Source organism: Bradyrhizobium sp. 170 (assembly GCF_023101085.1).
In the GTDB taxonomy this organism is placed as follows: domain Bacteria; phylum Pseudomonadota; class Alphaproteobacteria; order Rhizobiales; family Xanthobacteraceae; genus Bradyrhizobium.
On the sequence record NZ_CP064703.1, the window covers coordinates 5,678,535 to 5,698,842 of the forward strand.

At 62.5% G+C, this 20,308-nt stretch carries 19 protein-coding genes and 1 pseudogene; 8 read left to right on the plus strand and 12 right to left on the minus strand.

Annotation, left to right across the window (positions count from 1 at the left end):
- The first annotated feature begins 1 nt into the window (after nt 1).
- The gene (locus IVB05_RS26440) at nt 2-1,297 is read left to right on the plus strand and encodes an aspartate aminotransferase family protein (protein WP_247778901.1); all 1,296 of its coding nucleotides are present in this window, start codon (nt 2-4) and stop codon (nt 1,295-1,297) included.
- A 300-nt stretch (nt 1,298-1,597) separates the two neighbouring features.
- Here IVB05_RS26440 and IVB05_RS26445 read toward each other — a convergent pair whose 3' ends face one another.
- Genes IVB05_RS26445 through IVB05_RS26455 form a run of 3 tightly spaced genes read right to left on the minus strand, consistent with a single transcriptional unit; the run spans nt 1,598 to nt 4,396 of the window.
- Entirely contained in the window at nt 1,598-2,434 is an 837-nt protein-coding gene (locus IVB05_RS26445; RefSeq protein WP_247778903.1) for an SDR family oxidoreductase, read from the minus strand.
- Nucleotides 2,435-2,440: 6 nt separating this feature from the next.
- Nucleotides 2,441-3,319: an alpha/beta hydrolase gene (locus IVB05_RS26450; protein ID WP_247778905.1), complete on the minus strand. Its 879-nt coding sequence runs from the start codon at nt 3,317-3,319 to the stop codon at nt 2,441-2,443.
- 27 nt (nt 3,320-3,346) lie between these two features.
- Nucleotides 3,347-4,396 (minus strand): hydroxyacid dehydrogenase, encoded by a 1,050-nt coding sequence (locus tag IVB05_RS26455; RefSeq protein ID WP_247778906.1) that lies wholly within the window; start codon nt 4,394-4,396, stop codon nt 3,347-3,349.
- Nucleotides 4,397-4,727: 331 nt separating this feature from the next.
- Here IVB05_RS26455 and IVB05_RS26460 point away from each other — a divergent pair, with 331 nt between their 5' ends.
- The 3 genes from IVB05_RS26460 to IVB05_RS26470 all read left to right on the plus strand — a co-directional run bounded on the left by IVB05_RS26460 (nt 4,728) and on the right by IVB05_RS26470 (nt 6,330).
- Nucleotides 4,728-5,282, plus strand: a complete 555-nt coding sequence (locus tag IVB05_RS26460) for a thiamine pyrophosphate-binding protein (protein ID WP_247778907.1) — start codon at nt 4,728-4,730, stop codon at nt 5,280-5,282.
- 8 nt (nt 5,283-5,290) lie between these two features.
- Nucleotides 5,291-5,899 carry a thiamine pyrophosphate-dependent enzyme gene (locus IVB05_RS26465; protein WP_247778909.1) on the plus strand — a complete coding sequence of 203 codons (609 nt, stop codon included), beginning with the start codon at nt 5,291-5,293 and terminating at the stop codon, nt 5,897-5,899.
- 77 nt (nt 5,900-5,976) lie between these two features.
- Nucleotides 5,977-6,330: a VanZ family protein gene (locus tag IVB05_RS26470; protein ID WP_247778911.1), complete on the plus strand. Its 354-nt coding sequence runs from the start codon at nt 5,977-5,979 to the stop codon at nt 6,328-6,330.
- Between the two features lie 67 nt (nt 6,331-6,397).
- Here the strand turns inward: IVB05_RS26470 and IVB05_RS26475 are convergent, their stop codons facing one another.
- The 4 genes from IVB05_RS26475 to gcl form a co-directional block, all read right to left on the minus strand.
- Nucleotides 6,398-6,781, minus strand: a complete 384-nt coding sequence (locus IVB05_RS26475) for a DUF1236 domain-containing protein (protein ID WP_247778913.1) — start codon at nt 6,779-6,781, stop codon at nt 6,398-6,400.
- A 167-nt stretch (nt 6,782-6,948) separates the two neighbouring features.
- A complete protein-coding gene (locus tag IVB05_RS26480; RefSeq protein WP_256473452.1) occupies nt 6,949-7,866 on the minus strand; it encodes a 2-hydroxy-3-oxopropionate reductase in 918 nt (305 codons plus the stop codon).
- Complete coding sequence (gene hyi, locus IVB05_RS26485; RefSeq protein ID WP_247778915.1) at nt 7,863-8,648, minus strand: hydroxypyruvate isomerase; 786 nt, start codon at nt 8,646-8,648, stop codon at nt 7,863-7,865. The genes IVB05_RS26480 and hyi overlap by 4 nt, the downstream gene beginning before the upstream one ends.
- A 17-nt stretch (nt 8,649-8,665) precedes the next feature.
- On the minus strand, nt 8,666-10,465 hold the full coding sequence (gene gcl, locus IVB05_RS26490; protein WP_247778916.1) for a glyoxylate carboligase: 1,800 nt from the start codon (nt 10,463-10,465) through the stop codon (nt 8,666-8,668).
- 376 nt (nt 10,466-10,841) lie between these two features.
- On the opposite strand from gcl, the gene IVB05_RS26495 reads away from it, so the two are divergent.
- The 4 genes from IVB05_RS26495 to IVB05_RS26510 all read left to right on the plus strand — a co-directional run bounded on the left by IVB05_RS26495 (nt 10,842) and on the right by IVB05_RS26510 (nt 14,442).
- Nucleotides 10,842-11,918 (plus strand): tetratricopeptide repeat protein, encoded by a 1,077-nt coding sequence (locus tag IVB05_RS26495; RefSeq protein WP_247778917.1) that lies wholly within the window; start codon nt 10,842-10,844, stop codon nt 11,916-11,918.
- Nucleotides 11,919-12,020: 102 nt separating this feature from the next.
- Entirely contained in the window at nt 12,021-12,989 is a 969-nt protein-coding gene (locus tag IVB05_RS26500; protein ID WP_247778918.1) for a hypothetical protein, read from the plus strand.
- Nucleotides 12,986-13,237 (plus strand): hypothetical protein, encoded by a 252-nt coding sequence (locus IVB05_RS26505; RefSeq protein ID WP_247778919.1) that lies wholly within the window; start codon nt 12,986-12,988, stop codon nt 13,235-13,237. The genes IVB05_RS26500 and IVB05_RS26505 overlap by 4 nt, the downstream gene beginning before the upstream one ends.
- 191 nt (nt 13,238-13,428) lie before the next feature.
- Nucleotides 13,429-14,442, plus strand: coding sequence for an N-acetylmuramoyl-L-alanine amidase (locus IVB05_RS26510; protein ID WP_247778920.1), 1,014 nt, complete (start codon nt 13,429-13,431; stop codon nt 14,440-14,442).
- Nucleotides 14,443-14,487: 45 nt separating this feature from the next.
- Here IVB05_RS26510 and IVB05_RS26515 read toward each other — a convergent pair whose 3' ends face one another.
- The 5 genes and pseudogenes from IVB05_RS26515 to IVB05_RS26535 form a co-directional block, all read right to left on the minus strand.
- On the minus strand, nt 14,488-15,660 hold the full coding sequence (locus tag IVB05_RS26515) for a hypothetical protein (protein ID WP_247778921.1): 1,173 nt from the start codon (nt 15,658-15,660) through the stop codon (nt 14,488-14,490).
- Nucleotides 15,661-15,695: 35 nt separating this feature from the next.
- Nucleotides 15,696-16,757, minus strand: coding sequence for a 2-dehydropantoate 2-reductase (locus tag IVB05_RS26520; protein WP_247778922.1), 1,062 nt, complete (start codon nt 16,755-16,757; stop codon nt 15,696-15,698).
- 180 nt (nt 16,758-16,937) lie between these two features.
- Nucleotides 16,938-17,705: an NYN domain-containing protein gene (locus IVB05_RS26525; protein ID WP_247778923.1), complete on the minus strand. Its 768-nt coding sequence runs from the start codon at nt 17,703-17,705 to the stop codon at nt 16,938-16,940.
- A gap of 108 nt (nt 17,706-17,813) precedes the next feature.
- Nucleotides 17,814-17,915, minus strand: a pseudogene (locus tag IVB05_RS26530) (IclR family transcriptional regulator); the annotation flags it as partial.
- The gene (locus IVB05_RS26535) at nt 17,903-20,098 is read right to left on the minus strand and encodes a PAS domain S-box protein (RefSeq protein WP_247778924.1); all 2,196 of its coding nucleotides are present in this window, start codon (nt 20,096-20,098) and stop codon (nt 17,903-17,905) included. The pseudogene IVB05_RS26530 and the gene IVB05_RS26535, both read right to left, overlap by 13 nt.
- Nucleotides 20,099-20,308: the final 210 nt, after the last annotated feature.

The following is a 20,308-nucleotide window of genomic DNA, read 5'->3' on the forward strand; positions in this document are numbered from 1 at the left end:
GATGCCCGCCGCCGATGAGGCCATTTCGACACAAGACGTGATCGCGCGCCGCAATCGGCTGCTCGGGCCGGCGTACCGGCTGTTCTACGACCAGCCGGTCCAGTTCGTCCGCGGCGAAGGCGTCTGGCTCTACGATGCCGCCGGTCATCGCTATCTGGACGCCTACAACAACGTTGCATCCGTCGGGCACTGCCACCCGCACGTCGTGCAGGCGATTGCGCGGCAGGCCGCCGTGCTCAACACGCATACGCGCTACCTGCACGAGACCGTGCTCGACTTCGCGGAAAAACTGCTTGCGACGTTTCCGCACCAGATCGGCCACGTCATGTTCACCTGCACCGGCAGCGAGGCCAACGACCTCGCCTTGCGCGTCGCGCGAACCTGCACCGGCGGCACCGGCTTCATCGTCACCGCAAACGCCTATCACGGCGTCACCAGCGCGCTGGCCGAGCTATCGCCTTCGCTCGGACTTTCGCTTCCAGAAGGAAGTCACGTGCGGCTGGTGCCGGCGCCGGTTTCGGCTGCCAACGCCGGCGAAATCTTTGCCGGTCACGTCGGCGACGCACTGAACGACATGAAGAAGAGCGGCATCCGCCCGGCAGCGCTCCTGGTCGACACCATCTTTTCCAGCGACGGCGTGTTCGCCGACCCGCCCGGCTTTCTGCGCCCGGCGGTCGAAGCCGTCCGGACAGAAGGCGCGCTGTTCATCGCCGACGAGGTGCAACCCGGCTTCGGCCGCTGCGGCGAACAGATGTGGGGCTTTGCCCGCCACGGCCTCGTTCCCGATCTCGTCACCATGGGCAAGCCGATGGGGAATGGCCATCCCGTCGCCGGGATGGCCGCGCGTCCAGAACTGCTGGCCGAGTTTGGCCGGCGGTCGCGCTACTTCAACACCTTCGGCGGCAATCCGGTATCCGCCGCCGCCGGCATTGCGGTGCTCGACGTGATCGAATCCGAAGGGTTGATGCAGAACGCGCAACGTACCGGTGGCTATCTGGTCAAATTGCTCGGGCAGCTACAGGCGCGACATCCACTGATCGCGGAAATCCGCGGTGCCGGCTTATTCATCGGCGTCGAACTGCGGCACGGCGGACAAACGGGAACGCCTGCCGCAGCGGAGGCCGCGCGTGTCGTGAACTTGCTGCGTGAACGGCGCGTGCTGATCAGTTCCGCCGGACCACACGGCAACGTGCTCAAGATCCGCCCACCGCTGGTGTTCGGCACCGAACATGCCGACCAGCTTGTCCAGACGCTCGATCAGGCGCTGGCGGAATTAAGCTTGATGGCGGAGGAGTAAAGGACGCGCGCTTTACGCGCCGGCGGCCGGCAGGCTGGCGGCGGCGATGGCGACGATCTGCGCCAACCGGCGTCCGATCCGGGACGGGGCGTTGCGCAGAAATGAACGAACCTGTCGCATCTCACATCTTCCATGGGCGCCGGTGGAAAAAGGGCGCACACGGAAAATGGTCTCAGGCGGCTAACTAGTCGAGATGTCAGGGAAAATAGCAATGTACGCTTCGTCCGGACGCCGATCGGCAGTGGATTTATTGCCCCGATCGACCTACCGGCGGATGAAATCTTCTCCCCGAATTTTGGCTCATAGCCCGGTGATGCCGCTGTCGACCGCCAGCGCCTGCGCGTTGACGTAAACGCTCTCGTCGGAAATGAAAAACAGCGCCGCGTAGGCGATTTCCCAGCCTGTCGCCATCCGCCCGAACGGTACGCCCGACGCGCTTCGCGATGGCCGGCCGGCGCTGGTGTGCCGGCCGAGCGGCGTATCGACCAGGCCCGGGTAGATGATGTTGGCGCGAATGCCGCGCCTGGCGCCTTCCTTCGCAACATTGCGCATCAGGCCGCCGAGCGCCGCCTTCGACGCGTCATAGGCGATCAGCTGCGAACCGGAACGAAGGGCTGCGATCGACGAGATGAACACGATCGAGGATCCGTCGGCGACGTGCTTGAGCGCCTTGCGGCAGCAGAGCATCGGACCGGTCAGGTTGACCGCGAAAGTGTCGTTCCACTCCTTGAGGTCCACGCCGTCGAGGCCGAGCGCGCCGACCCCGACGCCGACATTGAGCACCATGCCATCAATGCCGCCGAGACCCTCCATCGCCTCGTCGATCATCCGGTTGACATCGTCTTCGCGCGCGATGTTGGCCTCGATCGAAAACGCCTGGCCTCCCTCGGCCGCAATGTGCCCGACGGTGTCATCGGCGCTGGCGCGGTTCAAATCGGCGACAGCGACATGGGCCGCTTCCCTCGCAAACAGCAACGACATCGCCCGGCCGTTTCCAACCGGATCGGTGGCGGCGTCGAACGTCCGCTGTCCGCCGCCGACGACCAGAATGTTGCGGCCCCGAAGGCGCCCGCGGCCCGGCGCCTCGCCTGCGGATTCCGGACTTAGCTGACGGACATGGCGTATCTTGTCTGACATTTCATCTCACCGTGCTTGAACGGGCTGCGGCGCGCCGAGAAACTGCCGCAACGACGCGAGGACTTCATCGAGCCGGTCATGATGGAGCCAGTGTCCGGCGCCCGCGACCTTCTGCAGTTCGGCCTGCCTGAAATGCGCGAGCAGGCCGGCGGCCTCGGGATCGGGAAGAAAGCTTTCGTCGCCCCACATCAGCAAGGTGGGACAGGTGATGCGCGACCACAAGGCGACATATTCGTCCGATGACAGCCGATACGGCGCCCTCGCCCGCTGATAATGATCGCACTTCCAGCGATAGAGGCCGTCAGCGCCCTTCCGAACGCCGTGGCCGGCCAGATGCAGCGCCAGCGCCGGTGTCAGCCGCTTGTTGCGCGCCGACAATCGCTTCGCCGCCTCCTCGATCGTTCGGAACGCACTCGGTTCATACCTGGAGATACGGTCGAGTTGGTCGATCCAGCGCGACATCTGTTCGGCGATCGGTGCAGGCTGCGAACCCGATAGGAAAGCGCCGTCAAGCACGACCAGACGCGATACCCTCTCCGGATAGGTACCGGCATAGGCCAGCGCGACCATGCCGCCCATCGAGTGGCCGACAATCGCGGCATCCTGCAGCGCCGCAAAACGCATCAGCCGGGTGAGGTCATAGACATTGTCGGTCAGGCTGTAGCTGCTTCCCTTCGCCCATTCGGAATCGCCGTGCCCGCGCAGATCCGGAGCCATGATATGGAAATGCGGCTGCAATTCGCGCGCGATCGCATCCCAGTTGCGGCAATGGTCGAGCCCGCCATGGACCAGGATCAAAGGCGGCGCGGCTTCGTTGCCCCAGTCGGCATAGTGCAACCGCAGTCCCTGGGACTCATAAAAGCGCTCTGCCGGTTCGGCCATCATGGGATCGTCTCTCGCTGACGTGATGGCCTATTTCGGCGCAAATCCGAATGCGCGATCGAAGCGCTTGACGTAAGCCGGCCACACCTCGGGATTGACGACGCGCGGCGGCCGCTTGCCGTCGAGCGCATCGAGAATCTGTTCGGCGGCGATCCTGCCCATGTTCACCCGCGCTTCCTTCGTCACGCCCGCCGTGTGCGGGCTCGCCAGTACATTGTCGAACTGCAGCAGCGGATGCTCCGGCGGCGGCGGCTCCTTGTCCCAGACGTCGAGGCCGGCTCCCGCGATCCGCTTGTCGCGCAACGCCTCGTACAGCGCTTCCTCATCGTGAATGAAGCCACGGGCGGTGGTGATGAAGAATGCGTGCGGCTGCATCAGCGCGAACTCGCGGACGCCGATCATGCGGCGATTGTCCTTGGTCAGGGGGCATGAGATCGAGACGAAGTCCGAGCGGCGCATCAGATCGTGAAGCTCGACCTTTTCAGCGCCGCGGGCGGCGATTTCTTCCGCGGTCAGATAGGGATCGTAGGCAATCACCTTCATGTGCAGCAGGCCGCTGCAGAGTTCGGCGATACGGCGGCCGACATTGCCGATCCCGACGATGCCGATGGTCTTGCCCTGCGCCTCGTTGCCGATCAGCGCATTGCGATTGACGTTGGCCTCGCGGCGCAGCGCGCGGTCGGATTCGAGGATACGTTTGGACAGCGTCAGCAGCATGCCGAGCGCATGCTCGGCGACCGAATTGGCGTTGCCGCCGGATTGGTTGACGACGAGAACCCCCGCCGCGGTGCAGGCATCGACATCAACGGGATCGAAGCCCGCGCCGTTCGAGGACACGATCAGGAGGTTCGGCGCCCGCCGCAACAGGTCCTTGTCGACATGGAAATGCCTGGCGATTTCGTCACGCGCCGCGCCGACCTGATAGGCATGCGCCGCCGCCAGAATTGGCGCTGCGAGCGCATCGGGACTTTCGTTCTCCAGCCGGTCGAGCCGCACGTCCGGGCGGGCCTTGAGGATATCAACGTAAATCTCATTGGCGAGATATTTGACGTAGAACACACGCTTGTTGTTGACGGTCATTTTTCTTGGCAACTTTCAGTTCGGCAAAGCGTGGAGCTTGATTGGCGGGATGGCCGTTCGGGACCACGATCAGGTGACAAATCTCAGCGGAAGTACGGGCGGAGCGACCGCGGCCAGCGCAGTCGCGTCGGCGGCAGTCCGCATACATCCAGCCATGGCCCCCTCCCGATCGATATCTTTTCTTACTTATCTCACATCGTCGCACACCGGCTGTAGCGGCGCGAGGCGCAGAGCACGGATACTTCGGAACATGTTGACAATCTCGCCGCTGGCGTCAAGTTTCGCCGCTCCAAGGATGAGCGCCAACGAATAAGCGTCGCGGGAGACCAAAATGGCGGTTGCGGAGGAAAAAACCTCGCCCGAAGCCTCTGAGAAGAGCTGGCATGGCATCGTGCTGCAAAGCCTCAAGCGCAACGATATCCGTCTTGTCCCCTACGTGCCCGACCGCGTCCTGACCACGCTGATCAGGAACCTGCACGCTGATCCCTTCTTCACGACCTTCCCCACCGCGCGCGAGGAGGAAGCGGTCGGCATCGTCTCCGGCGCCTGGATGGGCGGCATGCGCGGCGCGGTGCTGATGCAGACTTCGGGATTTGCCACGCTCGCGAACGTGCTGGCGTCGCTCGCGATCCCCTATCAGATCCCGCTGATCATGTTCGTGTCCGAGCGCGGCACGCTCGGCGAATTCAACTACGGCCAGTCGCTGGTGTGCCGCACCATGCGCCCGGTGCTGGATTCGCTCGCGATGGAGCACCACACCGCCACACGGCTCGACGAATTCGAGTTCATCGTCGGCCGCTCCATCAAGCAGGCCATCACCACACAGGCGCCGGTGGCGCTGATCCTGTCGCCGCTTTTGACCGGCGGCAAGGTCTTCGACAAATGAGCGATCTCATGAACAGCGACACGTCCGCCCGCAATACCAAGGTCATGAACCGCTTCGATCTCACTTCGCGGCTGATCTCGAAATTGAAGAACGAGGAAGCCGTGATCGGCGGCATCGGCAATACCAATTTCGACCTGTGGGCCGCCGGCCACCGGCCGCAGAATTTCTACATGCTCGGCAGCATGGGCCTCGCCTTCCCGATCGCGCTCGGCGTGGCGCTGGCGCAACCGGACCGGCGCGTGTTCGCGCTGGAGGGCGACGGCTCGCTGCTGATGCAATTGGGTTCGCTCTCGACCATCGCGACGCTGGCGCCGAAAAACCTCACCATGGTGGTGATGGACAACGGCATCTATCAGATCACTGGCGCGCAACCGACGCCGGGCGCCGCCGTCGCCGATATCGTCGCCATCGCGCTCGCGAGCGGGCTCACCCACTCTAGCTGGGCGGCGGACGAAGACGATTTCGAGCGCCTGATCGAAGCGTCCATGTCGGCCACAGGCCCGACGCTGATCGGCGTGCGGATCGACGACAAGCCGGGCACAGGCACCACCCGCCGCGATCCCGTGCAAATCCGGGAGCGCTTCATGCACGGTATGGGCGTACGGGAACCTCTCTGAAGGGCAATTAACCACAGGCATCGCCGGTTCGCGCGCATGGTGGTATCCGGCCCCATAAATCGTGCTATGCCACCGCGATGACGATCATTCTTCGACTATTCGCCTGGGGCCTGGCCGCCGCCATCGCCTTTGCAACGCTCGGACCGGCGGGACAGCGGCCCCATTCAAACCTGGGGCAGAACGGCGAGCATGCGCTTGCCTTCGTGCTGCTGGGACTGGCCTTCGGACTGGCCTACACGCGCGACCGGCCGCGTACGGCTGCCCTCGTCATCGCCTTCACCGGCCTGATCGAAGTGCTGCAGTTCCTGGCGCCCGGCCGGCACGCACGCCTGGAAGATTTTGTGGTCGACGCGCTGGCGGGATCCCTCGGCCTTGCGGCTGCTGCCGCGCTCGACTGGATGATCAGGCGAACCCAGCGATCGCTGCCTTAGCCCCCGTCACAAAAAATCCTCGCGAGACAACGCCCCGCGAGGATTTATTTTGGAAACGCGGTCTTCGTTAGTCGAGGATCCTGACGACCCTGCGCGTACGCGGCTCCACGATCACACGACGATCATTGACGACCGCATAGCGGTATTCGGTGTGCCGCGGCACCGTCCGCAGTGCGACGGTCGGCGGTAGCGGCTCGCCCACCACCACCTCCTCACGAATCACGACAGAACGATCGCGCGGGATCGAAGTGATCACGGCGTTCGGGATTTCCACGGCTGCGCCGACCGCCGCACCCACCGTACCGCCGACGATGGCGCCGACCGGACCGCCCACTTCGCCACCCCTCGCGGCGCCCTCCGCCGCACCTTGGGCGGTGGTCGACTGAGCAAATGCCGCGCCTGGGACCAGCAGCGAGGCAGCAATCAATGAAACAGCCAAACGATTATTCATCGCATCCTCCAGCGAAATTGACGATGCGTTTCAACCACTGGCGGCGTGAGAGGTTCCGGTTCCAATGCGGCAGCAAAAAGAGCCGCGCCGAAATTTCGACGCGGTTCCAGTCACAGGGGAGTTCCAGTCTTAGGGGGAGTCCAGTCTTGGGGAGTCAGTCTTGACGATCAGCCTTTTGCGACCTGGTGGTTCGCCATCATCTCCAGCGCGCGCACCATGCCCGAATGGTCCCATGCCTTGCCGCCATGGGCGGTGCAGGAACTGAACAATTGCTGGGCGACCGCCGTGCTTGGCAAGGAAATGCCGAGCGCACGCGCGCCCTCCAGCGCCAGGTTGAGATCCTTCTGGTGCAGTTCGATACGGAAGCCCGGCTCAAAATTGCGCTTCACCATGCGCTCGCCATGCACTTCAAGAATCCGAGACGATGCAAAGCCGCCCATCAGCGCCTGCCGCACCAACGCCGGATCTGCTCCCGCTTTCGATGCGAACAGCAGCGCCTCGCCGACCGCCTCGATCGTCAGCGCCACGATGATCTGGTTGGCAACCTTGGTCGTCTGTCCGTCACCATTGGCGCCGACCAGGGTGACGTTCTCGCCCATCTTGTCGAACACCGGCTTCATCGCGTTGAACGCGCGCTCCGGTCCGCCGACCATGATGGTCAGGCTTGCCGCCTTCGCGCCGACCTCGCCGCCGGAGACGGGCGCATCGAGATAATCGGCGCCGAGCGCTTCCACCTTCTTGGCAAATTCCTTGGTGGCAAGCGGCGAGATCGAGCTCATGTCGACGACGATCTGCCCTTTCGAGAGCCCGGCCGCGACGCCATCAGGCGCGAACAGGACCGCTTCCACATGCGGCGTATCGGGCACCATGATGATGACGACGTCGGCCCGCTCGGCGACTTCCTTGCCCGACTTGCAGACCACGCCGCCCGCCGCAACCAGCTCAGGTGCAATGGGCACAACATCGTGCAGGAACAGGCGGTGGCCGGCAGTCTGCAGATGACCCGCCATCGGACGCCCCATGGTGCCGAGGCCGATAAAGCCGATATCGATCATTTCAACTCCCCTTTGTCGTTTCTTGTTCAGGTATCGGCCGTCAGCGCGGCGTGCCAACCGAGGCCCTCGACCGTCGTCGTCCTCGGCTTGTATTCGCACCCGACCCAGCCGCGATAACCAATAGCGTCGAGATGGCGGAACAGGAAGGGATAGTTGATCTCGCCCGTACCCGGCTCATTGCGGCCGGGGTTGTCGGCGAGCTGGACGTGAGCGATGCGCGGCAGATGTCTTTGCAGGCTCCGCGCAATGTCGCCTTCCATCACCTGCATGTGGTAGATGTCGTACTGCACGAACAAATTGCTCGAGCGGACGTCCGCAATGATCTGAAGCGCCTGTTCGGTCCGGTTCAGAAAGAACCCCGGGATATCGATCGTGTTGATCGGCTCAATCAGAAGCTTGATCTGCTCCCTGGCGAGCGCATCTGCGGCGAAGCGCAGATTGCCTACCAATACCTCGTTGAGATCGGTCGCATCCACGCCGTCGGGCGCGATGCCGACCAGGCAGTTGAGCTGACGGCAATCGAGCGCCTTGGCGTAATCGATGGCGCGCGCGACGCCGTCGCGAAACTCCTCCACCCTGTCGGGCAGGATGGCGATGCCGCGCTCGCCGGCTGCCCAATTGCCCGCGGGAAGGTTGTGCAGCACCTGGGTCAGCCCGTGCTGGTGCAACTGCTCGCGCAGCTCGGCCTTGTCGAAATCATACGGGAACAGATATTCCACCCCGCTGAAGCCTGCGGCCTTGGCAGCGGCGAAGCGATCGAGGAACGGCTGCTCGCCGAACAGCATGGTGAGATTGGCGGCAAATTTGGGCACGATCTACTCTCCTCGATTTATGCCGGCAGCAGCTTGCCGGATTGCGGCGCGCTCGATTTGGCCGGCGTGTCGTCCAGCGGCAGATCGAGCACCTCCTCGAATTCGACGATGTTGTCGATCTCGGTGCCCATCGAGATATTGGTGACCCGTTCGAGAATGAACTCGACGACGACAGGCACCTGGAATTCGGCCATCCATTCGCGCGCGGTCGCAAACGCCGCCTGCGCATGGTTCGGGTCGGTAACGCGGATCGCCTTGCAGCCCAGTCCCTCGGCCACCGCGACGTGGTCCACGCCATAGACCCCGAGCTCGGGCGCGTTGATGTTCTCGAAGGAAAGCTGGACGTGATAATCCATGTCGAAGCCGCGCTGCGCCTGGCGGATCAGTCCGAGATAGGAGTTGTTCACGACGACGTGGATGTAAGGCAGCTTGAACTGGGCGCCTACCGCGAGCTCCTCGATCAGGAACTGGAAATCATAATCGCCCGACAGCGCGACGATCTCGCGGGTCGGGTCGGCCGCGCGCACGCCGAGCGCCGCCGGCAGTGTCCAGCCGAGCGGACCGGCCTGCCCTGCATTGATCCAGTTGCGCGGGCCGTAAACACCGAGGAACTGCGCGCCGGCGATCTGCGACAGTCCGATCACGCTGACATAGCAGGTGTCGCGTCCGAATGTCTTGTTCATCTCTTCATAGACGCGCTGCGGCTTGATCGGCATGTCGTCGAAATGGCTCTTGCGCAGCATCGAGCGCTTGCGGTCCTGGCACGCCGCCGGCCATGCCTGCCGCTCCCGCAGCTTGCCGGCCTTGCGCCACTCTTTGGCCACCGCGACAAACAATTCCAGCGCCGCCTTGGCGTCGGACACGATGCCGAAATCGGGATTGAAGACGCGACCGATCTGCGTCGGTTCGATATCGACGTGCACAAACGTCCGGCCCTTGGTGTAGGTCTCGATCGAACCGGTGTGCCGATTGGCCCAGCGGTTGCCGATCCCGAGCACGAAGTCGGATTGCAGCATGGTCGCGTTGCCGTAGCGGTGGCTGGTCTGCAGGCCGACCATGCCCGCCATCAGCACGTGATCGTCGGGGATGGCGCCCCACCCCATCAGCGTCGGCACCACCGGAACGTTGACGGTTTCGGCGAACTGCACGAGCAACTCGGACGCATCCGCGTTGATGACGCCGCCGCCCGCCACAATCAGCGGCCGCTCCGCCGCGTTGAGCATCTCAAGCGCCTTTTCGATCTGCTTGCGCGTGGCCGCCGGCTTGTAGACCGGCAGCGGCTCGTAGGTCTCGTCGTCGAATTCGATTTCAGCGAGCTGCACGTCGAGCGGCAGGTCGATCAGCACAGGTCCGGGCCGCCCCGAACGCATGATGTGAAACGCCTGGCTGAACACGCGCGGCACCAGCGCCGGCTCGCGCACGGTGACCGCCCATTTCGTCACCGGCTTTGCAATGGATTCGATATCGATCGCCTGAAAGTCTTCCTTGTAGAGCCGCGCGCGCGGCGCCTGCCCGGTGATGCAGAGGATCGGGATCGAGTCTGCGATCGCCGAATAAAGTCCCGTGATCATGTCGGTGCCGGCCGGCCCCGACGTGCCGATGCAGACGCCGATATTGCCGGCCTTGGCGCGGGTATAGCCCTCGGCCATGTGGGAAGCGCCCTCGACGTGACGCGCCAGGATGTGGCCGATCGAGCCGCGCCTCTTCAGCGCAGAGTAAAGCGGGTTGATCGCAGCGCCCGGCACGCCGAAGGCGATGGTCACGCCTTCCTTCTCCAGGATCCGTACGGCCGCATCGATCGCTCGCATCTTCGCCATGTCGCGCCTCGTTCAACTCTGTTGGCTCTGGCTGCGATCTTCGCGATGGCGAGGTGCGATCTCAACGCGGCTGATTTTATTTCCCGCGGAGTGGAAGGGAGTGGCGAAAGTGACAATAATTCAACTGGTTACTTCCATCACGAGATGGAAATGCGTGCATTAGAGAAGACTGGTTTGCTTGGCAACAATACATGCTAACGTTGTATCAGGGTTCGGCGGAAGAAATTGCGAAATGCTTTGGTTGGGAAGTCGTGGAGTGCTCCGCTCGTACGCGGACAATAAGTTATGGCGTTGGCATCACCGGCTTCCCCTTCAAACGGCCTCGTTCAGGCAACTGGCCTTCACCCTGTCGGCATGCTTGGTCATCATTGGTGGAATGGCTGATCCGGCTCGGGCGGAGGATCAGCAGCGACAGCGGATCGTCTCGGCCTGCCGCAGCAATAGCCCACCCTCGGCCGCGGGCAAGACTCCGGATGGGCCGCCCAAGAACAGAGAGGCAGGCCGCCTTGCCGCAAGCGCGGCTCCAGTGATGTTCGCCGGCGGCTTTGAAAAGGCGATCGAACGGTTGAACCAGGCTATCGAACTCGATCCGGACAACCCTCACTTCCGCTTGAACCGAGGTTCGGCCTATGCCGGAAACCGGCAGTTCGACAAGGCCATCGAAGACTATGATCGTGCGATAGCCCTCGACTCCAGCTCTTCGCTCGCCTTTCTCGCTCGCGCAGAGGCCTATGTCAGAATGGCCGACTATGAGCATGCGATCGAGGATTTCGGCGAAGCCATCAGGCTGTTCCCCGGTAACGCTCGCGCCTACCTGACGCGCGGTACTACCTACGCGAACAAGCGCGAATACGACCGGGCCATCGAAGATCTTGACCAGTCGATCAAGCTCGATCCCGAGTGCCCAACCGGCTATCTCACGAGAGCGCTGCTCTTCAAGCTGAAGGGCGACCGTGGTCGCGCCGACGCCGACTATGACCACGCGATCAAACTGGACCCGGATCCCGGAAATGCGAGGACATTCTTGCGTCGGGCTGGCGCCTATGGAGGTAAGCAAGACTATAATCGTGCGATGGAAGACCTCGGCCAGGCGTTGAAGCTTGAGCCCCGTAACGTCTATACCTTGAGCAATCGCTGCTTGTTCCGAGCGATCGTCGGCACGTTCGACGCCGCACTAGCCGATTGCGACGAAGCGCTGCGGATACGGCCAGACGACGCCAACATCCTCCACACTCGCGGCATTGCCTACCTCAAAAAAAGCGCGCTCGATAAGTCCGTCGACGACTATGACGCCGCACTGCGGATCGATGCGAAAAAGGCGGTCTCGCTGTACGGACGCGCAATAGCTAAACGGCAAAAGGGGGATATCGCCGGCAGCGAGGCCGACATCTCCGCGGCGCTGGCCCTCAAACCAAGTGTCGCGGACGAACTGGCAATTTACGGCGTCAAGTGACGGCTTTCGTCCATGACAACCTCACCTCGCCGCAGGCGTTGGCCGTGCGTCATGACCCTTGCGCCGGCTGCATACACCTGATGCCCCACCAGAAAGTCTCCCATGCTCGGACTGCTGACACTGCCAATCGAATTGTTGCGCCTCGCCTTCTATGCGTTGCAGGGTCTGGTCGATGCACTGAGAGCGCGCAATCGGCTGCGCTCCGAGTTCACGGTCTTGATCAACGCATCGCGCGAGGCCGTGTGGCGGCTCAGTACCGCCGATCACTTCGTGCTGGATGGGCCGCCGACGGTGGAGATGTCATCCGAACCTTTACCTGACAGCCCTGACCTTTGGCTGACACGTATCACCGTCAGTGGCCAACCGCTGTCGCAGGTCGTCTCGTACGAGCTCGAGCGCGATGAGACCAAGGGGATCATGCGCGCGCGGCTGGTGGCGCACCCATTATCCAAGCCGCCAGAGGGCGGGCGGGATATCGAAACGGGACTTATCGTCGAAGCGACGCCAGAGGGGACGGCGCTTACGATGTTCAACGAATTGACCGTGCGCTCCTTTCGCGACCGCATCATCTATCCGACGGCGCCGCGCCGGATGGGAAACCTGATCAAGCAGCAATGCGAAAAGGATGCCGGTACCTCCAGCCGCCTCGCAGCCCTGGGTAACCACGGATTGCTTCTGTCGGCCGTGGCCCTCTTGAGCTTTTGCTACCTGTTCGGCTGGAAGTTGGGGCTGCTCCTTGCGGTCGTCATCGTCGTGCACGAGGCCGGACACGTCGCGGCGATGCTCATGACGGGCGTCGGCGTACGTGGCGTCTACCTCATCCCCTTCTTCGGCGGTGCTGCCGTCCCCAAGAAAGCCTATCGAACCGAAGGCCGGCTCGGCTTCATCGCGCTAATGGGACCGGGTCTCAGCCTCATTCCGACGCTCGCCCTCTTCGCCATTTACCGGGCCACCGGCCAAATTCAATTAAGGCAGGCGGTCGAGATGTTTGCCGTCATTAACGCCGCCAATCTGTTGCCGATCTTTCCCCTCGATGGGGGCTCATTCTCAACGCCCTCATTGGCTCGGTGAGCCGGAGGTCCGCGCTGATCGTGGCCTGGATCGGGTTGCTCGCCGGCCTCGGCCTCGCCATATACTGGCAATCGTTTCTGATCGGGATTCCGTTTCTGCTGTTTGCGCTTCAGCGCTATCTCAGTGGCAGTCACACCATCGAACTCGAACGCCTGTCGTTTGGCGGCGGGGTCGCCCTGGCCCTCGCTTCGATCGCAACCTTCGTCCTGTATGTTTTCGTCATCACGGCTCTGCACATCCGCATTTGACAATGGTTCCCTGTCATTGGGAGCGCATTCGCGCGACCCGTTGCTCGCAATGACGGCTTGAATCCTTGCGCCATGAAAGACAGAGGGCGCAGGGGAACTCCGGGTGCCCGGAGCACCCGCAGTCCGTGTTGCTGCCCTCTTCCGGTATCGCGATCTGAAATGCTATAATGCCCTCTCGGGGAGGGGCGAGCATGAAGCGCCGCGGGTTCATTTGTGTTCTCGGCAGTGTCGCTTCGGGATTTTGGCCCCGCCGCCGCACCATCATCGCCGCGATCGCCGCAATCGTGCTTCTGCCCATCGAGGCCAGCGATGCCGGCTGGCTGTCGGATCTCTTCAAATCAAAGCAAGCCAAGTCGACAAAACAAGCCAAATCGCCAAAGCACGTCACCTCACGCAAGCCTGCCGCTTTGGCGAGGCGTGCCGTCTCGCCAAAGCCCCGCAACGTAAAGCTTGCCGCCCTGGGGCCGGTCGGCTTGCCCCCTGCCGCTTTGAAACCGGTCGCGACCCGTTGCGATCCCGCAAAGTTCCGAATCGTTCTGGATGTGGGACATACCGCCGAATCGGAAGGCGCGATCAGCGCCCGCAACGTTTCCGAGTTTGTCTTCAATCTGCGCCTTGCGAAGCAGATTGAGGAGAAGTTGAAGGCCGAAGGTTTTTCCGAGACCAGATTGCTCCTGACCGAAGGCAAGGCCAGGCGCAGCCTCGTCAAACGCGTCGCCACCGCCAACAATCTGGCCGCGGATCTCTTCCTGTCGATCCACCATGACTCCGTGCCCAACAAATTCCTCGAGGACTGGGAGTTCGAGGGAAAGAAAAGCCGTTTCAGCGACCGCTTCAGCGGATATTCCGTTTTCGTCTCCCGCAGCAATCCGGACTTCAAGACGAGCTTGGCCTTCGCCGAACTGATCGGCAAGGAGATGAAGGCCCAGGGCCTCGATTATGCCAGGCAATATACCCAGGCCATCATGGGCCGCTACCAGCGTCCGCTGCTGAACAAGGAAACCGGCGTCTATCGCTACGATGAGCTCATTGTGCTGAGAAAGACCCGGATGGCTGCCGCCCTGCTGGAGGCGGGCTCGATCATCAACCGGGACGAAGAACTCATGATGGGTTCGCCTGAACGCCGGGACATCATCAGCAGCAGTGTCACAGCGGCGGTGAAGGAGTTTTGTGAGCCTCGATGGGGCATCCTCGGTCCGCTCTGATGGCGGTGGCTGCCCCGCCTCGCATTCGCTCCCGGCCTGCCGGCTTCAACCTTTTGACTGCTTCTTGATCTCGTCGTATTTGGAAAGCGCTCGTTCAAACTTGTCATTGAAGAGCCACATCGCATCGAGAATTTCGCGGAAGGTTGCAGATGTTTTGGCCCTGTCAGCCTGTCCAAAGGTGAAAACGCTGTTGTTTCGCAGGTATCCCATGATCGTCGGGTCGGAAATTCTATAGTTGAGCAGGTTGCCTGACTTGAGTGCGGACTTCGTCGGACTCGGAATAATCTGGATCAGTTCAAACAGCTTCATCTGATCGATCGGATCTGGCAGCGTTTTCACGATCGCCGGTACTTGCGGAAAAATATCCGCGTGTGCGTTCATGAGGGCATCTCGTACGGCGGTCCAGTGGTTGTACCGGTGATCCAGATTGCCGGCCCGCGCCTCCTCCTTGTCGTCGCGAATGTTCAGCGCAGGATCAAAGGCTGCTATCGACTTCTTTATCGCCGCCCATTTCCTTCGCCCGCTTTGATCTTCGGATACGCCTGCTTGCAAACTGCCCTTGTACTTATTCGAGCGCGCATTCCCGATGTTCTGATTGCCATTTGTCTCGGCGAAGAACAGCCCCAGGCTGATACGGCCTGCCGCTTCGGCATTGACCGAATCAAGGCCCCTGGCTCGCGCAATGGCAGTGCCCAGATCGACAACGTCCTTGAATGGCGTATCTGAGTTTTGCGCGTTGACGGGCGGCGCTTGCATGAGGTCGAAGAGTTTCCTGTACTCATCGAGCAGTGGCTCGTTGTCGGCGCTAAAGTATGCCGGAGGGATTCCGTATTTATTGGGCCCGCCGATCTTGGCCGGAAGCGCGTCGGTGAGGTCCTTGTATGCGCTCATCATGTTGTTGCGGGCAAGGTAGAGTGCCTGTCCCGGCAAGTTCGGTAACCGCTGGTTCGAATTGATCTGCGCGCGCCGCTGGCCCAGGATCGCCTCAAACTGGCTTCGTGAATTGTTGTATGTATTGAGCGCATCCGACTGTTTTGTCGTGAGTGCCGCCGGCTCACCCATTGCAGGCGACATGAAGCCGAGATTGCCGATGGCGACTGCTGCGAGCGACGCGACCGTAGTGATGATCGCATCGGTGGCGATGGAAGCTGGCGGTGTGAAAAAGAGTCCGAGAGCAAGCGCTGCCGTGGGCGCAGCAGTATGGCTTTTTATTCCCATGGTGATTTCCCATGCGCGCATTGACGTAAAGCCGCTCAGTTCAGCCGCAGTTCCGTGATGTGCCGCGGGTCCGGGCTCAGTTCACCACGCTCCACGCGCTTGACGATATCAGTCAGCGCGGCATTTGCGGCGCAGGGAATGCCGATCTTCTCACCCTCGCGCACCACAAGCCCGTTGAGGAATTCGATCTCCGTGCGGCGGCCCTTCTGCATGTCCTGCCCCATCGAGGGACGCTGCTGAGAGGAAGTCCGCTTGCCGTCCTTGAAACGCTGCTCGTCGCAGGCGCGCATCGCCGCCTCGTCGCCTTCGCCGGCGCGCGCGATCGTGTCGGGCGGCAAATGCAAAATCTCTTCCAGTTGATAGCCCTGCGCCTGTCCGACGCGGATCGCTTCGCTGCCGAGCCGCGTGGAGAAACGGCGAAGCGGCTCGCTTTGCAGGATTTCCGCGCCCGGCAGGCCGGTGCAGGCGGAGAGCCCGTTGCCCATGACGTTGGCGACCAGTTTCGACCAGCGCTCACCCCAGAGATTGTCCGTCACCTTGGCGCTGTCGGAGTAGCCGACCAAACGGCAGACTTCCTCCGCCCGCGGCGTGATGCGGCCATGCACTTCGCCGGCGCGGAACACCGTGTGCGCCGCCCCGCCCTTGCCGGCGCCGCGGTGGATATGACCGGGCTCAGGCAGGTTCACCGTGATGCTGCTGGCAATGCAGCCCAGCGTCTTGCCCCAGCCGACAATGCCGGCAATCGTCTCCTCGTTCATGCAGTTCTGCAGCGACACGACATAGCCGTCCGCCGCCAGATATTGCTGGATCAGCATGGTCGCCCAGGCCGTGTCGTAGGACTTCATGCAGACGAAGGCGATTTCAACCGGCTTCTCCTTGGCGAGCTGCTGCGCATCTGCGACGTGGAGCGCCCGCACGGGCACCGAGAATTCCGCAACGTCCATGGCGTGGGTGACGCGCAGCCCGTGCTTGCGCATATGCTCGACGTGCTCGGGCCAGGGATCGATGAACGTAACGTCCTCACCCGCCTGCACCATGTGGGCACCGGCATACCCGCCGACGGCGCCCGCTCCGACAATCGCGATTTTGCGACCCATGCTTCTCCCCTCGCATTTTCTTGCGGTGGAGGACACAACTGCGTCCGCTCATCCGTTGGCAATCACTCTAGCGGATCGGGGCTTCCCGCCAACCGGTCGTTCTGTGCCAAAAGCGGGCCTGTGCCATGCCGCTATTCATGGGCTGCTCGTGTTTGCGCCCTTCTCGCAGCCTTCGGTTACTCACCCCGCAGGTTTTCGAGCGGTTCGCGCCTTCGGAGGTGATCCGGCAGCGGATTTCAACCGAATTCGTATGGACCCGCCCTTGGGCTGATCGATCTCGAAAGCGTTCGTCTTCCGCACGAGGTCACTCAGGTTGCGGAAGCCGTAGGTCCTCTGATCGAAATCGGAAGCCAGGTTGGCAAGCCGTCGTCCGACCTCGCCAAGGCTTACCCACCCGTCTTCGCTTTCCATCTGGGTGATGACCTTCTTGATGATCGAGGTCGCTGCGTCAGGGGGCTGGAGCGGCTTTGCCCCCAAGACGGCATCCTGAATGTTCGCCGTACCGGTCAGCAGGTTCTCGGTGTAGACGAACTTTCGGCAGGCCTGCCGGAAGCTTTCCGGCGTCTTCTGTTCGCCGAATCCGAACACATCGACGCCGTGCTCCCGGATGCGGGCGGCAAGACGCGTAAAATCGCTGTCTGACGACACCAGGCAGAATCCGTCGAACCGGCCGCTATGAAGCAGGTCCATCGCGTCGATGACCAGGGTGATGTCTGACGCATTCTTTCCAGTCGTATAGGCGAACTGCTGCTGGGGTATGATGGCGTGCTTCGAAAGAATGTCGGCCCAGCCCTTGGATCGCGCATTGGAGAAGTCGCCATAGATGCGGCGAACGCTCGCCTCGCCGATCTTTGCAATCTCCTCGAACAATCCATCTGCGATCTTTGCGGAGGCATTGTCAGCGTCAATCAGAACAGCGAGACGGGGCGAGCGGGTTTCAGACGGCATGACTTTCCCAAACAGTAAACGACCCCCGGCAGACAGCGATAGCCCCGGCCGGCCCCTCAAGTAGACTTATATTCTTTAAGGGGGGCAACGACCGAGCGCAAATCCGGTTCAGGCCGGCTTCACGCCGCCGAGCGCGGCCGTCAGTTCCGCCGCTACTTCCCGCACGGTCTGACCATGCATAGGCAGGCGTTCATTCGTCATGCGGCTGGATTGGGCCGGACGTGCCGGGCTGGAATGCTCTCGTCCCGTTCCAGCGGCAGGGTAAACTGAAAGACGGCGCCCCCGGGTTCATTCGCGCTCGCCCACATCCGTCCGCCGTGAGCCTCGACCATAGACCGGCAGATCGCGAGACCCATGCCCATGCCCTTGGGCTTGGTCGTGTAGAACGCCTTGAACACGCGCTCCATATCCGTCGGGTCCAGGCCCGGGCCGGAATCGCGAACCGTGACAAGCACGCCGCCCGCGGCCTCCCGCTCGGTGATGATCCGCAGCTCGCGCGCCCCCGCGTCGATGCCGCCCATGGCTTCAATGGCATTGAGGATCAGGTTCAGCGTCACCTGCTGGAGTTGAGTGCGATCGCCATCCACCCCAGGCAATCCGGGCGCGAGCTCGGTCCGCAGCAGGATGCCATGCTTGAGCACTTCGCTTCGGGTCAGCGCGATCATTTCGAGGATGGCTTCGTTGAGGTCGAACCGATCCTTCCGCGGCGGCACCTTGTTGATGAGGGCCCGGATGCCGCCGATGACGTTACCGGCGCGGTTGCCGTCCTCGACGATACGGTTGAGGGAGGCGCGAACCTCGTCGAGATCGGGCGGTTCGGCGCGGAGCCAGCGCAGGGCGGCCTGCGCGTTGGTAACCGTCGCGGCAATCGGCTGGTTGACCTCATGGGCGATCGAGGCCGACAGCTCCCCCATCGTGGTGACGCGATTGGCGTGCGCGAGTTCCGCCTGCATGGCGCGCAAGGCTTCCTCGGCCCGCCTACGCTCGGTGATGTGCCGCCCGACGCCGCGGTAGCCGACGAAGCGCCCCGTCTCGTCAAACACCGGCAGCCCGGAGACGGACACATAACGCTTGCTGCCGTCGGGAGCAGGCCGTGCGAGCTCAAAATCACGGAACGGCAGGTGGGCATCGAGCGTCTCCCGGTGCTTGTGCCAAGCCTCTTCATCAGGCTCCAGGTAAGGCACTTCCCAACGTGTTTTACCGATCTCGGAGTCCGACTCAGGCGCGTCGGCAAGGCTCTCCGCGAACTCCTGGTGAGTAAAGCGATGTTGCGCATCGGTCTCCCAGTACACATCGAAGGAGAAGTGCACCAGCGTGCGAAAGCGCTCCTCGCTCTGCCGTAGCGCCTCTTCCGCCCGCTTGCGCTCGGTCAAATCGAGAACAAAGCTAACACCTTGATTTGGGTTTTGTTCGAACATCGCCCCACCCATTAGCACGGGCACGCGGCTGCCGTCTTTCCGGAAGTACTCTTTCTCGAATGGCTGGACAGTCCCCATCCGCCTCAGCTCGTCCACGGTGCGTGCGTCACGGTCGCGCCAGTCCGCCGGCGTCAGGTCCGTCCGGTTCACCCGCCCCGAGGCAAGATCCTCTCGGTCGTAACCCAGCATATGGAGAAACGCATCGTTGGCCTCAAAAATGCGACCTTCGAGATCCCAGATGATGATGCCGACGATGTTGGCGTCGACCAGGCGCCTGATCTTCTTGTCGCGCGCCACGAGATCGCTGTGGAGCGCGACGTTCTCCGCGATCGCCTTGCGCCGCCGGAGCGCTTCGAGCCGTGCAAGCGCCAACGCCGCTCCTGCCAGGACTGCGACAATGACGACTGCCGTCGCGATCAGCCACGCTTTGCGTTGTTCGAGTGCCTCGGCGCGCCTCTCCTGATCCACCAGCAGGAAGCGCTCGTGGTCCACCATCTGGTCGATCTGCGATCTTATCTCGTCCAGGCTGCGGATCATCGCCAGCGCCGCCGGCCCGGAGCCGGCTCGGGCAGTTTTGACGATGTCATCGATCTCGCGCAGCTTCGCTGCGACGGTCAGCGCCAGATGTCCGGCGCGATGGTTCTGCAATGGATCGCCCACGACCAGAGCCTGGAGCGCCTGGGCGTCCCGCCGCACGCTTTCGTCGGAGACGCCGTAGGCCTTGAGATATGAGGGGTCGAGCGTCAGCAGATAGCCGCGCCTTTGGGCCTCCACGTCGGCGATGATCGTTTTCAGCCGATCCAGCGTCTCGAGCACCTGGCGGCTGCGCTCGTGCGCAAGATTTGCCGCGTGTCGCTCCTGCCAATATCGGAGGCCGAGAAACCCGGTCCCGGCAACCACAGTTAGAAGCACTGCGACCACCAGCGCCAGCGGACGCGCAAACCACCGAGAGGACTGGCTCAGAATGACTGACATGGGCCCAGGTCTTGTCTTCCCAAGTCTTCGATGCTCGCGTGAGCGATTGTTTTCTGATGCCGACGCAGAGCATTGCTAGTATAATGAAAATATAGCCACGGTCCGCGTGGGTAAGACGGGAACCGGCACACTCTACCGCGCAGATTACACGCAAGGGACAAAAACGTCACGGGTAAGGCCCGCCCGCCCGCGCGTTGCGAAGGCCAAGGC